The sequence below is a fragment of the Acetobacter fabarum genome (genome assembly GCF_029069195.1).
Lineage (GTDB): Bacteria > Pseudomonadota > Alphaproteobacteria > Acetobacterales > Acetobacteraceae > Acetobacter > Acetobacter fabarum_A.
Genome location: NZ_JARDYK010000003.1, coordinates 32,641 through 45,361, shown reverse-complemented (window position 1 = coordinate 45,361; position 12,721 = coordinate 32,641). Strand labels below are relative to the sequence as shown.

General features: G+C 59.1%; 14 protein-coding genes and 2 tRNA genes. 10 read left to right on the top strand and 6 right to left on the bottom strand.

The window, feature by feature from the left end:
* Nucleotides 1-6: 6 nt before the first annotated feature.
* Nucleotides 7-492 carry a kinase inhibitor gene (locus tag PY793_RS05845; RefSeq protein WP_275177168.1) on the bottom strand — a complete coding sequence of 162 codons (486 nt, stop codon included), beginning with the start codon at nt 490-492 and terminating at the stop codon, nt 7-9.
* Between the two features lie 14 nt (nt 493-506).
* On the bottom strand, nt 507-719 hold the full coding sequence (locus PY793_RS05840; protein WP_275177337.1) for a hypothetical protein: 213 nt from the start codon (nt 717-719) through the stop codon (nt 507-509).
* A 157-nt stretch (nt 720-876) separates the two neighbouring features.
* Between PY793_RS05840 and queA the strand changes: the two genes are divergently transcribed.
* The 4 genes from queA to PY793_RS05820 are packed head-to-tail and all read left to right on the top strand — an operon-like array spanning nt 877 to nt 4,531.
* On the top strand, nt 877-1,938 hold the full coding sequence (gene queA, locus PY793_RS05835) for a tRNA preQ1(34) S-adenosylmethionine ribosyltransferase-isomerase QueA (RefSeq protein WP_275177167.1): 1,062 nt from the start codon (nt 877-879) through the stop codon (nt 1,936-1,938).
* Nucleotides 1,939-1,973: 35 nt separating this feature from the next.
* A complete protein-coding gene (tgt, locus tag PY793_RS05830) occupies nt 1,974-3,134 on the top strand; it encodes a tRNA guanosine(34) transglycosylase Tgt (protein ID WP_275177166.1) in 1,161 nt (386 codons plus the stop codon).
* Between the two features lie 45 nt (nt 3,135-3,179).
* The gene (queG, locus tag PY793_RS05825; RefSeq protein WP_275177165.1) at nt 3,180-4,286 is read left to right on the top strand and encodes a tRNA epoxyqueuosine(34) reductase QueG; all 1,107 of its coding nucleotides are present in this window, start codon (nt 3,180-3,182) and stop codon (nt 4,284-4,286) included.
* Nucleotides 4,283-4,531 (top strand): ribbon-helix-helix domain-containing protein, encoded by a 249-nt coding sequence (locus tag PY793_RS05820; protein WP_275177164.1) that lies wholly within the window; start codon nt 4,283-4,285, stop codon nt 4,529-4,531. Before queG ends, PY793_RS05820 begins: the two co-directional genes overlap by 4 nt.
* 95 nt (nt 4,532-4,626) lie before the next feature.
* On the opposite strand, the gene PY793_RS05815 is transcribed toward PY793_RS05820, so the two are convergent.
* Nucleotides 4,627-5,556, bottom strand: a complete 930-nt coding sequence (locus PY793_RS05815; protein WP_275177163.1) for a ketopantoate reductase family protein — start codon at nt 5,554-5,556, stop codon at nt 4,627-4,629.
* 118 nt (nt 5,557-5,674) lie between these two features.
* Here PY793_RS05815 and PY793_RS05810 point away from each other — a divergent pair, with 118 nt between their 5' ends.
* The 3 genes from PY793_RS05810 to PY793_RS05800 all read left to right on the top strand — a co-directional run bounded on the left by PY793_RS05810 (nt 5,675) and on the right by PY793_RS05800 (nt 8,241).
* Nucleotides 5,675-6,502: a TerB family tellurite resistance protein gene (locus PY793_RS05810; RefSeq protein WP_275177162.1), complete on the top strand. Its 828-nt coding sequence runs from the start codon at nt 5,675-5,677 to the stop codon at nt 6,500-6,502.
* Between the two features lie 241 nt (nt 6,503-6,743).
* Nucleotides 6,744-7,592, top strand: coding sequence for an MlaA family lipoprotein (locus PY793_RS05805; RefSeq protein ID WP_275177161.1), 849 nt, complete (start codon nt 6,744-6,746; stop codon nt 7,590-7,592).
* Nucleotides 7,593-7,617: 25 nt separating this feature from the next.
* Entirely contained in the window at nt 7,618-8,241 is a 624-nt protein-coding gene (locus PY793_RS05800) for an MlaC/ttg2D family ABC transporter substrate-binding protein (protein WP_275177160.1), read from the top strand.
* 68 nt (nt 8,242-8,309) lie between these two features.
* Here PY793_RS05800 and PY793_RS05795 read toward each other — a convergent pair whose 3' ends face one another.
* The 3 genes from PY793_RS05795 to PY793_RS05785 form a co-directional block, all read right to left on the bottom strand.
* Entirely contained in the window at nt 8,310-8,807 is a 498-nt protein-coding gene (locus PY793_RS05795; protein WP_275177159.1) for a GNAT family N-acetyltransferase, read from the bottom strand.
* Nucleotides 8,808-8,865: 58 nt separating this feature from the next.
* Nucleotides 8,866-10,545, bottom strand: a complete 1,680-nt coding sequence (ettA, locus tag PY793_RS05790) for an energy-dependent translational throttle protein EttA (RefSeq protein ID WP_275177158.1) — start codon at nt 10,543-10,545, stop codon at nt 8,866-8,868.
* A gap of 76 nt (nt 10,546-10,621) precedes the next feature.
* Nucleotides 10,622-10,695, bottom strand: a tRNA-Ile gene (locus PY793_RS05785).
* Between the two features lie 158 nt (nt 10,696-10,853).
* Here PY793_RS05785 and ppa point away from each other — a divergent pair.
* The 3 genes from ppa to PY793_RS05770 all read left to right on the top strand — a co-directional run bounded on the left by ppa (nt 10,854) and on the right by PY793_RS05770 (nt 12,627).
* Nucleotides 10,854-11,381 (top strand): inorganic diphosphatase, encoded by a 528-nt coding sequence (ppa, locus tag PY793_RS05780; RefSeq protein WP_275177157.1) that lies wholly within the window; start codon nt 10,854-10,856, stop codon nt 11,379-11,381.
* 192 nt (nt 11,382-11,573) lie between these two features.
* A complete protein-coding gene (locus tag PY793_RS05775) occupies nt 11,574-12,392 on the top strand; it encodes a DODA-type extradiol aromatic ring-opening family dioxygenase (protein ID WP_275177336.1) in 819 nt (272 codons plus the stop codon).
* A 158-nt stretch (nt 12,393-12,550) separates the two neighbouring features.
* A tRNA-Asp gene (locus PY793_RS05770) sits at nt 12,551-12,627 on the top strand.
* Nucleotides 12,628-12,721: the final 94 nt, after the last annotated feature.

The following is a 12,721-nucleotide window of genomic DNA, read 5'->3' as shown; positions in this document are numbered from 1 at the left end:
CAAGGGTTACCTGCCGTACAGGGCAGTCAGGCTGGCGGAGCCTAGCTGATGATGGTGCACCATAAACCCGACCAGAGCGGGGCTTGCATCCGGTGTTACGTCCAGTGCGGGCACATCCAGCGCATAGACCGTAAACACATAACGGTGCACCCGCCCTGCTGGCGGCGCGGCCCCGCCATAACCGGGCACCCCAAAATCCGTACGGACCTGCATGGCCCCATCGGGCAGATCAGCTTTGCCCGAGCCTGCCCCCTGAGGCAGGGATGTTACGGCTGGAGGCACGTTCACCACAACCCAGTGCCACCAGCCCGAGCCGGTGGGGGCATCTGGGTCATAGACCGTGACCACAAAGCTTCTGGTCCCCTGCGGTGCGCCATGCCACTGCAAAGGGGGAGAGAGGTTCTGTCCGCTCTGGCCCATACCATTATAAACCTGAGCCTGAGGCAGAACGTCCCCATTGGCAAAAGCCGGACTTGTCAGAACAAATGCCATACCGGAGGCTCCCCTTACCAGTTCTTGCTGATCAGCCAGAACTCTTCGGATGTCAGGGTCACGCGTTCGCCGGAGTCGGCGGCGGCAGCGGCCAGTGCCTCAATCCGTTCAATCATGACCACCTTGCGGACATGAGCTTCGGATGTTTCAGCACTGGTTTTGAGAACACCAAGCGAAACACCAGAAGCCTTGGCCACGCGGGCGGCATCAAGCAGAGCATAGGACATGCTGGAACGTCTCCTTAAATCATAAACTGTGCGCCAGACTGGGAGTGTTCTGGCTGCGTGGGGTAAAATCTGGCCCTGTGCGGCCATCAGCGCAAGCCCCTCGGCCTCCCCTTTCCCTCTGGCATTGCGCTGCCCTATTGCGTAAACCCGGCACACCATGAGCAACCGCACCGAAGATTTTGACTTTCACCTCCCCGAATCCCTGATCGCGCAGGAGCCTGCCCGCCCGCGTGAATCCGCACGCCTGCTGGATGCGACAGCCCCGCACACACTGGCAGACCGCCACGTGCGCGACCTGCCCACCCTGCTGCGCAGGGGCGACCTGCTGGTGGCCAATAATACCGCAGTGATCCGGGCGCAGCTGCACGCCCTGCGGGGGGAAGCCAGAATTGGCATTACTCTCGACCAGATCCGTCCCGATGGCACATGGCATGTTCTGGTACGCAACGCCCGCAGGCTCAGGGAAGGTGATACGCTCACCTTCCCCCATTCGGACCAGACCGCGCAGGTAATGGCCCTTGAATCCGGTGGAGGGGCCAACCTGCGCTTCTCATGCGAAGGCGATACGTTTGACACGTTTTTGCAAACCGCAGGGGCTCTGGCGCTCCCGCCCTATATCCACCGACCCAACGGCCCTACAGCGCAGGACAGTCAAGACTACGCCACAATTTTTGAACGTTACAAAGGAGCGGTGGCGGCCCCCACCGCCGGGCTGCACTTTACGCCAGACCTGCTGGACGCAGTGGACGCCACAGGGGCCGAGCGGTGCACCTTGACGCTGCATGTGGGGGCAGGCACATTCCTGCCCGTGCGCGCGGATGATATTGCCCACCATCACATGCACTCCGAACACGGGGTGATCACCCCGCAAACAGCTAAGCGCATTAACGCAACAAGGGCTGCGGGCGGGCGCATTATCGCCATTGGCACCACCACCCTGCGCCTTTTGGAAAGTGCGACCGACGAGCACGGCATTGTGCACCCCTTTGCGGGGGAGACCGCTATTTTCATCCGTCCCGGCTACCGTTTCCGGGCGGTGGATGTACTGATGACCAACTTCCATCTGCCACGCTCGACGCTGTTCATGCTGGTCTGCGCCTTTGCAGGGCAGGAGCGGGCAAAGGCGGTTTATGCCCATGCGCTCAACACCGGCTACCGTTTTTATTCCTACGGCGATGCCTGCCTGCTTAAATGCGCAAGCAGCATCCATACCTGTTAAACTCCTCCCCCGTTCCATCCAGCAAGGACCAACCGATGAGCCGTTTCCACTGGACGTGTGAAAGCACCGATGGTGCAGCCCGCGCAGGCATGCTGCACACAGCCCACGGTCCCGTGGCTACGCCCACCTTCATGCCCGTAGGCACGGTGGGCACGGTCAAGGCCATGACCATGGACGCCGTGCGCGCCACCGGTGCGGGCATTGTACTGGGCAACACCTACCACCTTATGCTCCGCCCCGGCGCTGCGCGGGTGCGGGCGCTGGGGGGGCTACACCGCTTTATGGACTGGCCCGGCCCGATCCTGACCGATTCGGGGGGCTTTCAGGTCATGTCACTCGGGGCACTGCGGCGGCTGGACCAGGACGGTGTCACCTTCCGCTCCCATATTGATGGCTCCGAACACCGGCTGACGCCAGAAAGTTCGACCGGCATCCAGCATGATCTGGATGCCACCATCACCATGTGTTTTGACGAATGCCCGGCCCTGCCAGCCCCACCCGAAGCCATTGCCGCGTCCATGCGCCTGTCCATGCGCTGGGCCGCCCGCTCGCGCGAGGCCTATGTACAGCGCACAGGCTATGGGCAGTTTGGTATTGTGCAGGGTGGCACGGAAACCGACCTGCGCGCCGAAAGCGTGAAAGCCCTGACCGATATCGGATTTGAAGGCTATGCTATCGGCGGCCTTGCCGTGGGCGAGGGGCAGGCTCTCATGTTTGCAACGCTGGACACCACAACTCCGCTTATGCCGCAGGACAAGCCACGCTACCTTATGGGGGTTGGTACGCCAGATGACCTGCTGGGCAGCGTGCAGCGCGGGGTGGATATGTTTGACTGCGTTATGCCCACCCGTGCAGGCCGCACCGCGCGCGCCTACACCGAGCGGGGCACGCTTAACCTGCGCAATGCCCGCCATGCCACGGATGCCCGCCCCATTTCCCCTCATTGTGACTGTCTGGCCTGCACACGCCACAGCCGCGCCTATCTGCACCACCTCTTCCGCGCGAACGAAATTTTAGGCCCCATGCTGCTGACATGGCATAATATTGCCTATTACCAGCGGCTCATGCGCCAGATCCGTCAGGCCATTATGGACAAAAATCTGGAGACCACAGCAGCCCGCATGCGCAGCGAATGGGCTGCACAGGACTGGACGGAAGATGACATGCCACAACCCCATATTCCACCCATTCCCTAAGGCGCGCATCCCCCTGACCTCACTCTTTTGGCCAGCCCTTCACGCATGACAGAGGCCACACCCTCCGCCCCCGCGACTGGCGCGGTACATCCGGGCAGTCGCCTGAGCGCGCGCATACGCGACAAGGCGCTGGAACTGGGGTTTGACGCCATTGGCTTCTGCCCGGCCACACTGGGGCCGGAGGCACGGATACGTTTGCAGGATTTTCTGGCAAACGGATACCATGGCGAAATGGACTGGCTGGCCGAACGGACGGAGCAGCGCAGCCAGCCCACGGCCCTATGGCCTGCGGCCCGTACGGTTATTGCCCTTGGCCTGTCCTACGCTCCGGAGGGCGATGCGCTGGCCACCCTGCAAAACCCCGACTGTGGCAATATTTCCGTCTATGCCCGCCACAGGGATTACCATGATGTCGTCAAGGGCATGCTCAAACATCTGGCCCAGTTTGTAGTGCGCGAGGGCAGGCTGAGCCACCCCGCCACTCCGGAAGTCAAGGTTTTTGTAGACACAGCCCCCGTGGCCGAAAAACCTCTGGCGCACAATGCCGGGCTGGGGTGGCAGGGCAAGCATACCAACCTTGTCTCCCGCCAGCATGGGAGCTGGCTGTTTCTGGGCGAAATCTACACAACGCTCGACCTGCCAGCCTCCTCCCCCTCTGGCGGCGGATGTGGCAGTTGCATCCGCTGCCTGGATGCCTGCCCCACACAGGCTTTTCCAGCCCCCTACCAGATGGACGCACGGCGATGCATTTCCTACCTGACCATAGAACACGCAGGCCCCATACCTCTGGCCCTGCGCCCCCTGATGGGCACTCATATTTACGGATGTGACGATTGTCTGGCCGTGTGCCCGTGGAACAGGTTTGCCAAAACGGCCAGCACCATCAAACTTCAGCCAAGGGCAGATCTGATGGCTCCCGAACTGGCAGCCCTGAGCCAGCTTGACGATGCGGCGTTCAGAACCCTGTTTTCAGGCTCCCCCATCAAGCGGATCGGACGCAACCGCTTTATCCGCAATGTGCTGGTTGCCATAGGCAATTCCGGCAGGGTGCATCTGCTCCCCCATGCCCGCGCCCTGACCACAGACCCCGACCCGGTTGTGCGCGACGCCGCAGACTGGGCCATTATACAGCTTGAAAGCCCCCCGGCATGAGCAGATATTTGCGCAAACGCAGCCTGATACTGGCCGGACATGACACAAGTGTCGCACTGGAGCCTGCCTTCTGGTCCGTGCTGGAGCGCATGATTGCCCACCAGAATATCACCCTGGTCCAACTGGTAACACAGGTAGACGCAACCCGCGCACCCGACCAGTCCCTTGCCTCCGCCCTGCGGGTCCATGCTGTGGAATGGCTGCAACAGCACACGGATATCCAGAGTTTAAAAGACCCATCCTAACCCCTCACACTCCCCGCAAAGAGCAACCCGTTCCGAAGGGAAGGGGGTAAAAAGGTCGTTTCCCACAGATTTGCCCAAAACTGGCGATGGCCTGCTTATGAGGGCTGCATGGGTTTTATGGCGGATAACAGACCCAGAACAAAGCGATTAAGCGGCACATCCAGACCATGCCGGTCTGCTGCGCGCACAATGGCCCCGGTTATGGCATCATATTCCAGCGGGCGACCTGCCTGCCGGTCCTGCAACATGGATGTTGCGCTCTCTGGCGGCACGCTCTGGAGCCATGTCATGGCCTCCTCCACGTGGTGCGCCGTGAGTGCGGCGCCTTCAGCCTGCCCGACCCGCACCACTTCAGTCATGATCTGCCGGGCATTGGCCGCACAGGCCGGGTCACGCATGACCCCTGTGCGCCTGCCGCACAGGGCGGTCAGCGGGTTGGCGGCACTGTTGGCCAGCAGTTTGGTCCAGATTGCACTCACCATATCCGCTGTCAGCACAACCCGCAGTCCCCCCGCCTGTAAAGCTGCGGCCACGTCCTGCACGGGTGCATCCGCGGGGAGGCACAGATCAGCCGATCCGATTCGGCGCAGGACCGAACTCCCGGGGGCCGACCGCTCGGCATTAAAATAGGCAATGGCAGGCAGTGCTACGGCCGCAGGCGCACAGGCAGCAATCCGCTCACGGTGCTCCAGACCGTTCTGCACAACCAGAATACGCGCATCCGGTCGATTGAATGCGGCAATCCAGTGCGCCACATCGCCTGTCTGATACGCCTTGACCGCCACCACAGCCACTGTGCACGGCCCAAGCCCGGCTGGACTGCGGACATGCCGGACCGGATATTCAGCCCCCTGCCCAGCCTCCTGCACGTGGAGCCGTGCAAACGGGTTACGCGCACCGCAGACCCACACACCCCACCCTGCACGGGCAAAGGCTGCGGCCATAACAAGCCCGACCGCCCCTGCACCAATCAGGGCAACAGTCGGCGGCACAGGAATCTGCCCGGAGGGTACTGCTGTCTGCATATTTTAGTCCTTTCAGATGCATTTGCATGCCAATGCGCTAGTGGCACATTGCTGCCAAGCCTTGGCGTCCACCCGGCACAGGCTAGGGTTCCGTCCCGGAACATGATAAAAGACCCTTATGGCAATATGGGGCAAAATATTTGGTGGCGTAACCGGCTTTGCCGTTGGCGGTCCACTAGGTGCAGCGTTGGGCACGGCTTTAGGCCATGCCGCGGACAGCGGCACATTGCTGCAACCACCCGCTGTTGGCTGGAGCGACCGATGGGCTGCCCGCGCGCGCCCGGACCCCAACGGGGCGGCGGCCTTTGTAGCCGCCAAACTGGCCGCCACACTGGGTAAAAAAGACCAGCTTTACGGGCTGACCTGCGTTATTCTGTGCGCCAAACTGGCCAAATGCGATGCACCGGTTAACCGGCGGGAGATCAACGCCTTCAAGACCCGCTTCCGTGTGCCCGACGAGAACATGCGCGATATTGGTCGCCTGTTTGACATGGCCCGCCAGAGAACAGACGATTACGAAGCCTTTGCCCGTGAACTCGGGCAGGCCTACAGCAAAGACAAACCCCCGCTGGAAGAGCTGATGGGGGTTCTCTTTGCCATTGCCCGCGCCGATCTGGCGGTGGATGAACCTCTTGCTCCAGAAGAGCTGCGTTTTCTCAAACGTGTGCATGCCCTGTTTGGTCTGGGGCGCGGAGCGTGGGAACGAGCCGAGCAAGGCCGTGCCCGCGCGGCCATGGGGGAAGATGACGCCTATACCATTATGGGAGTCAGCGCGTCCCTCTCCAACGAAGAACTGCGAGCACACTGGAAAAAACTTGTCCGGCAGTACCATCCCGACGTCATGGCCGCACGCAACGCCAGCCCCGAGGAGGTGCAGGTTGCCTCGGTCCGCATATCCAGAATCAACGCCGCATGGGACATAATCAAACGTGAGCGCGGATTGTAGCGCCGGATTCCCTGTGTCCATCACATCCCGAGCAGGATGTGCGACTTTATGGCAACAGAGATTGCAAAAATCAGTTTTTCCCGGCAAAAAGGTAACTTGCAAAGGGCTATTTTTGTCCCCTGCCCTCTACGCAGAGAAGCCCTGCCATTGCACCCTGCGTTTCTCATGGTAGAGAAGGCAGCAATAAACAGGTCTGCCCGGCAGGCCATGCGGACGTCACAAGGCAAAGGTAAAGGTGGCAATGATTTCAGGACGGAACGGCTCATGGCTCCGCCCTCGCGCACAGGATCAGCACGATCAGGCGCGGGAAGGTTCCTCGGTACATCGCCGTTTCCGTCTGGGAACACTCTGCCTTGGTCTGGTGCTGCTCGGCGCAACCGGGTGTAGCGCCATTAAAGCCCCCGTTCCCACGGACCCGGACGCTCTGGCCGAGTACAAGGCCGCGAACGACCCGTATGAACCGTTGAACCGTAAAATGTTCAACATGACCATGAAGTTCGATAAATGGGCTCTCCGCCCGGTTGCCAAAGCCTATGTGTGGGCCGTGCCCCGCCCCGTACGCAACTCGCTTGGCAACATGATCACGACCATGAACGAACCCTCCGTCTTCTTTAACGACGTTGGAGCAGGCAAGCCGCGCCGCGCGGGGGACTCGTTCGTGCGCTGGTGCATTAACATGACCGCAGGCGTTGGCGGGCTGATTGACGTTGCCAAAATGGCGGGCTTTCCCCACCATGACAACGATGCAGGTCTGACCATGGCCAACTGGGGCATTTCCTCCGGGCCTTATCTGTTCCTGCCCATGGGGCCATCCTCCTTCCGCGATGGTATTGGTTACGGCATTGATCAGGGACTTTCCCCCTGGGATTACGTGCCACGCGGTTATGGGCTTGTCAGTTTCAACTGGGCCTATAACATGATGGGCGTTGTGCATGGCCGCTCCGAGCATCTGGAAGATCTGGATGCCCTTCAGCGCGATGCCCTGGACCCATACGCCACCATTCGCAGCGCTTACCAGCAGCAGCGGAGAGCACAGGCCGAGGCCATTAAAAATGACCGCCGCGCCACCGTGCCAGACTGGTATCAATAACTAACAACAAAAAGGTAGCGCAAACATGAAACTCCTTTCTGGTCGTCGTATTGTTCTTGCCACTCTGGCCCTGACATGCGCCAGCGGACTGTTTGCCCTGCCTGCCCGTGCAGCGGATAACGCCAAACAGTTCATTCAGGATTTTGGTACGCAGCTTGTTACTATTGTAAACAGCCCCGTTCCCCTGCCTGAAAAGAAAACCAAGGTTCTTCCTCTGGTTCAGAAGAACGTGGATATTGATGGTATTGGCCGCTACTGCCTTGGTCGTTACTGGAAAATTGCCACCCCCGAACAGCGGCAGCATTACCTGGCCCTTTTTCATGAAGTGCTGGTCAACGCCATTACCGACAAGCTGGGTGAATACCGCGGTGTCAGCTTTACCATTGGTGATGTCAGCAGAATCGGTAATGAAGACTCCGTAAACGCCATTCTGACGCGCCCGCAGCAGCCCCCCGCCTCCATGCAGTGGGTTGTTGGTTACGATAACGGGCAGCCTCAGGTTGTGGATGTTATTGGGGAAGGTGCCAGCCTGCGTCTGACGCAACGCAACGACTACTCCTCCTTTATCGCCCGGAATGGCGGCAGCGTGACAGCACTGCTTTCTGCCCTGCAAAAGCAGTTGGACCGGCACAACCAGGCCGCCAACTAAACCGATCAAACCCGATCTGGCGGCATAGCCGCCGGTCTGGCAGAAAGGCACCCATCAGGGTGCCTTTTTTATGCCCGCTTGCTTTCATACACCATCATCGTCTGCCCATTTCTGGCAAATGTCTCGCAGACATGCATCCCGATACTGCCCAGAATGGTACGGGACGCCACATTGCTCTCCGATGCCACGGCAATAACCCGGTGCAAACCTGCGTCATGCGCAAAGTTAAGAGCGGCATTGGCGGCCTCACGCGCAATACCGCGCCTCCTTGCGCTGGCAAACAGGGCAAAACGCAACCCGAACCCGCGTCCATCTGGCCGGTCGTGGATTCCCGTCATGCCAACAAACTGGTTATTTTCATGAATGGTAAAAATACCAACGCGATGACAGGCCCAAAAAGCAATGTCATCCGCCATCTCACGCTCGGCCTGCTGGCGGGTGCAAACACCTCCCAGCATCTGACCAAAAGCACCGCCATCGGCCTTCAGGCGTGCCATATCTTCCATATCCCGCCATGTAACGGGCTGAAGAAGCAGGCGGGGCGTACGGACCGAGCGTAAATCCACCGCTCAGCCCCCGTAACAGAGGAAGGCTCCACGAGGGAGCCTTCGCACAGACATGCCCTTATCGGGCAAGCGGTTTATAATGGATGCGGCCAGGTTCAGTCGCATCCGGGCCAAGACGGCGGCGCTTGTCTTCTTCATAAGCCTGAAAGTTACCTTCAAACCACTCGACGTGGGAATCACCTTCAAACGCCAGAATATGCGTAGCCAGACGGTCGAGGAACCAGCGGTCATGGGAGATAACCACGGCACAACCAGCAAATTCGGCCAGAGCTTCTTCAAGCGCACGCAGGGTGTCCACGTCCAGATCGTTGGTCGGTTCGTCAAGCAGGATCACGTTGCTTTCCTGCCGGAGCATCTTGGCCAGATGCACGCGGTTACGCTCCCCGCCTGAAAGAACGCCGACTTTTTTCTGCTGGTCAGAACCTTTGAAGTTGAAGGCCCCCACATAAGCGCGCGATGGTACGGCCCGCTTGCCCAGATAGATGACATCCGTCCCGCCAGAAATTTCTTCCCACACGGTTTTATCGGGGGACAGGTCATCACGCGACTGGTCAACGTAACCGAGCTTCACGGTCTCGCCGATTTTCAGGTCACCCGAATCCGGCTTGTCCTGCCCGATGATCATTTTGAACAAGGTGGACTTCCCCGCACCGTTCGGCCCGATAACCCCCACAATCCCGCCAGGTGGCAGTTTGAAGTTCAGGTTATCAATCAACAGCCGGTCACCAAACCCTTTGCTCAGGTTGTCAGCCTCGATCACCGTACCGCCAAGGCGGGGACCGGGGGGGATGACAATATCGGCCACACCACCCACGCGCTCAGCACTGGCGGCCAGCATTTCCTCGTATTTGGCAATACGGGCCTTGCTTTTGCTCTGGCGGGCCTTGGGGCTGGCGTTAATCCACTCCTGCTCGGCAGCAAGGGCACGCTGGCGGGAACTTTCTTCCTTTTCCTCCTGCGACAGGCGCTTGCGCTTCTGTTCAAGCCAGGAGGAGTAATTGCCTTCAAACGGAATGCCACGACCGCGCTCGATTTCCAAAATCCAGTTGGTCACGTTATCCAGGAAGTAACGGTCATGGGTAATGACCATAACCGTGCCATCGTAATCACGCAGGGTTTTTTCCAGCCATGCAACGCTTTCTGCGTCCAGATGGTTGGTTGGTTCGTCAAGCAGCAGCAGGTCGGGTTTTTCCAGCAGAAGACGGCACAGGGCCACACGACGGCACTCACCCCCGGAGAGTTTTTCCACCGAACTGTCCGCAGGCGGGCAGCGCAGGGCATCCAGCGCGATTTCCAGCTTGCGGTCCAGTTCCCAACCGTCCCCTGCGTCAATTTTTTCCTGCAATTCGGCCTGTTCGGCCAGCAGGGCGTTCATTTCGTCGTCTTCCATGGGCTCGGCAAAACGGGCAGAAATCTCGTTAAAACGATCTACTGCCTTTTTCAGGTCGCCAAAGCCCAGAGCAACATTTTCGCCCACGGTCAGCTTGGGGTCGAGCTGGGGTTCCTGTTCCAGATAACCGACACGCACGCCTTCAGACGCCCAGGCCTCTCCGCCGTATTCCTTATCAATCCCCGCCATGATCTTGAGCAGGGTCGACTTACCCGCACCGTTAACGCCCAGAATACCAATTTTGGCACCCGGAACGAAGGACAGGGTGATCCCCTTAAAGACTTCGCGCCCGCCGGGATAGGATTTTGTAAGATCCTTCATCACATAGACGTATTGATAGGATGCCATGATGATGAACTCCCGTTATGCGGAATGAACTGAAAAAATCAAGCGGTTACAGGCAGCGCTGCAGGCTGGAACAGCCTGCGCCCGGCAGGACTTGAACCCGCAACCAAGCCGTTATGAGCGGCCTGCTCTAACCAATTGAGCTACGGGCGCGCAGGCGAGTATCTGATTACGCAACCAGCGCCGTTTGGCAAGGGTCTGGAACAGGAAAATCCATATATCGCCCGTTTAAAATCCGGCTCTTGGCAAGCCGCAGGCGGGCGGATAGGGTCTGCTGCATTCCCTTTATTTATTCGGTTGGAGCAGTGTTCATGGACGTTTCCAAACTTTCTCCCGGCAAGGACGTGCCGTTCGACATTAACGTTGTTATTGAAATCCCGCAGGGTTCCTCTGTCAAATACGAAATTGACAAGGAAAGCGGCGCTCTGTTCGTTGACCGCTTCCTGTTCACGCCCATGGCCTACCCCACGGCGTACGGCTTTATCCCCAACACGCTCGCAGCCGATGGCGACCCCACGGATGCTCTGGTCCTGACCCCCACAAACGTGGTGCCGGGCAGCGTTATCCGGGCTCGCCCCATTGGCGTGCTGAAGATGGAAGACGAATCCGGGCAGGACGAAAAAATCATCTGCGTCCCGCACGACAAGGTGCACCCCGAGTTCTCCAAAGTTGAAACTACGGATGACCTGCCCGAAATCACGATCAAGGCTATTGAGCACTTTTTTACCCGCTACAAGGACCTTGAAAAAGGCAAGTGGGTTAAAGTGACCGGCTGGGGCACCAAGGAAGAAGCCGGGAACTTCATTCTCAAGGCTCTGGAAGCCGCAAAAGTCAAATAAGACGCATATTCCCCTTATCTGCGACGGGCATGGCCGCTACGGTGCGCCATGCCTGCTCAGGCGTATTTCCACGCCCGGCATCACACCCTGAGTGTGCAATATCTTTCGTATAGTGCTGATTATCAGCCTGCCCGTTTTGCGCCACGCTCTGAACAGCACCTCCCACCTTTTCATTCTGTCATGGTGATGTTCATGCCTGCCACTGCTGCCACAACGCTCCCCAAACAGCCAACTCTGTTCATCCCCCATGGGGGTGGCCCATGCTTCTTTATGGACTGGCCACAGACATGGGACCATATGGCTGCTTTTTTGCGCGGGTTAAGCGCCACACTTCCACAAAAACCAGCGGCCATTGCCGTGGTCTCCGGCCATTGGGAGGAGCAGGTTCCCACACTCATGTCCGGAGCAGAACCGGGCCTGATCTACGATTATTATGGTTTTCCTGCCCATACCTACACGCTGCAATACCCAGCCCCCGGCAACCCGGCGCTGGCGGCACGCATGCGGGCCTTGCTGGAGAAGGCAGGCTTTACCAGTGCCGAAAATACCGAACGGGGGTTTGACCACGGTGTGTTCATCCCGTTCATGCTGGCTTTTCCCCAAGCCGATATTCCCATTGTGGAGTTGTCCTTGCAAAAGGCGCTGGACCCGGCCGAGCACTTGGCCATTGGCGCGGCACTGGCACCCCTGCGAGCAGAAAACGTGCTGATCGTAGGCACGGGTCTGAGCTACCATAACCTGACCCACTTCATGAACGGTTCCCCCACGACCAACCCGCCTGCAAAAGCATTTGATGCGTGGCTGACCCGTAGCGTCTGCGCGCCACCGGCAGAGCGCACCATGCAACTGATCCACTGGGCACAGGCCCCCGGCGCACGCCTGTGCCACCCCCGCGAGGAGCATCTGCTCCCGCTTATGGTGGCGGCAGGTGCCGCTGGGCAGGATTACGGCCAGCAGATTTACAGCGATACGGTCCTTGGCAAGGCGCTCTCGGGCTACCGTTTTGGTTAAAACGACCCTTGAGCAACCCATTTCATACTCCCGCACAAAATGGCTCGGGCAAAAATGCATTTCTTTGCATTTTTTTATGAAATGTCTGTTGCCAAAGAAAAAAACATCGTTATAAAGCGCCACATACCAACGCACACAACTGCTGAGCGTTGGAAAATGCGGGTGTAGCTCAGTTGGTTAGAGCGCCGGCCTGTCACGCCGGAGGTCGCGGGTTCGAGCCCCGTCACTCGCGCCACTTTCCTTTACAAATTTATCGTATCAGAAAGTGGCGCCGAGAGCCCTCTTGCGCTTTCCCAAAAAACCTCCGACCGGCCGTTGGAACGACCGGT

What these genes read in the sequence shown, in the direction of transcription:
- queA (WP_275177167.1), top strand. Translation starts at nt 877, where the DNA reads ATGAGCAACCGCACCGAAGATTTTGACTTTCACCTCCCCGAATCCCTG.
- PY793_RS05800 (WP_275177160.1), top strand. Translation starts at nt 7,618, where the DNA reads ATGAAACTCCTTTCTGGTCGTCGTATTGTTCTTGCCACTCTGGCCCTG.
- PY793_RS05805 (WP_275177161.1), top strand. Translation starts at nt 6,744, where the DNA reads ATGATTTCAGGACGGAACGGCTCATGGCTCCGCCCTCGCGCACAGGAT.
- ppa (WP_275177157.1), top strand. Translation starts at nt 10,854, where the DNA reads ATGGACGTTTCCAAACTTTCTCCCGGCAAGGACGTGCCGTTCGACATT.
- tgt (WP_275177166.1), top strand. Translation starts at nt 1,974, where the DNA reads ATGAGCCGTTTCCACTGGACGTGTGAAAGCACCGATGGTGCAGCCCGC.
- PY793_RS05820 (WP_275177164.1), top strand. Translation starts at nt 4,283, where the DNA reads ATGAGCAGATATTTGCGCAAACGCAGCCTGATACTGGCCGGACATGAC.
- PY793_RS05845 (WP_275177168.1), bottom strand. Translation starts at nt 492, where the DNA reads ATGGCATTTGTTCTGACAAGTCCGGCTTTTGCCAATGGGGACGTTCTG.
- queG (WP_275177165.1), top strand. Translation starts at nt 3,180, where the DNA reads ATGACAGAGGCCACACCCTCCGCCCCCGCGACTGGCGCGGTACATCCG.
- PY793_RS05810 (WP_275177162.1), top strand. Translation starts at nt 5,675, where the DNA reads ATGGCAATATGGGGCAAAATATTTGGTGGCGTAACCGGCTTTGCCGTT.
- PY793_RS05775 (WP_275177336.1), top strand. Translation starts at nt 11,574, where the DNA reads ATGCCTGCCACTGCTGCCACAACGCTCCCCAAACAGCCAACTCTGTTC.
- PY793_RS05840 (WP_275177337.1), bottom strand. Translation starts at nt 719, where the DNA reads ATGTCCTATGCTCTGCTTGATGCCGCCCGCGTGGCCAAGGCTTCTGGT.
- PY793_RS05815 (WP_275177163.1), bottom strand. Translation starts at nt 5,556, where the DNA reads ATGCAGACAGCAGTACCCTCCGGGCAGATTCCTGTGCCGCCGACTGTT.
- ettA (WP_275177158.1), bottom strand. Translation starts at nt 10,545, where the DNA reads ATGGCATCCTATCAATACGTCTATGTGATGAAGGATCTTACAAAATCC.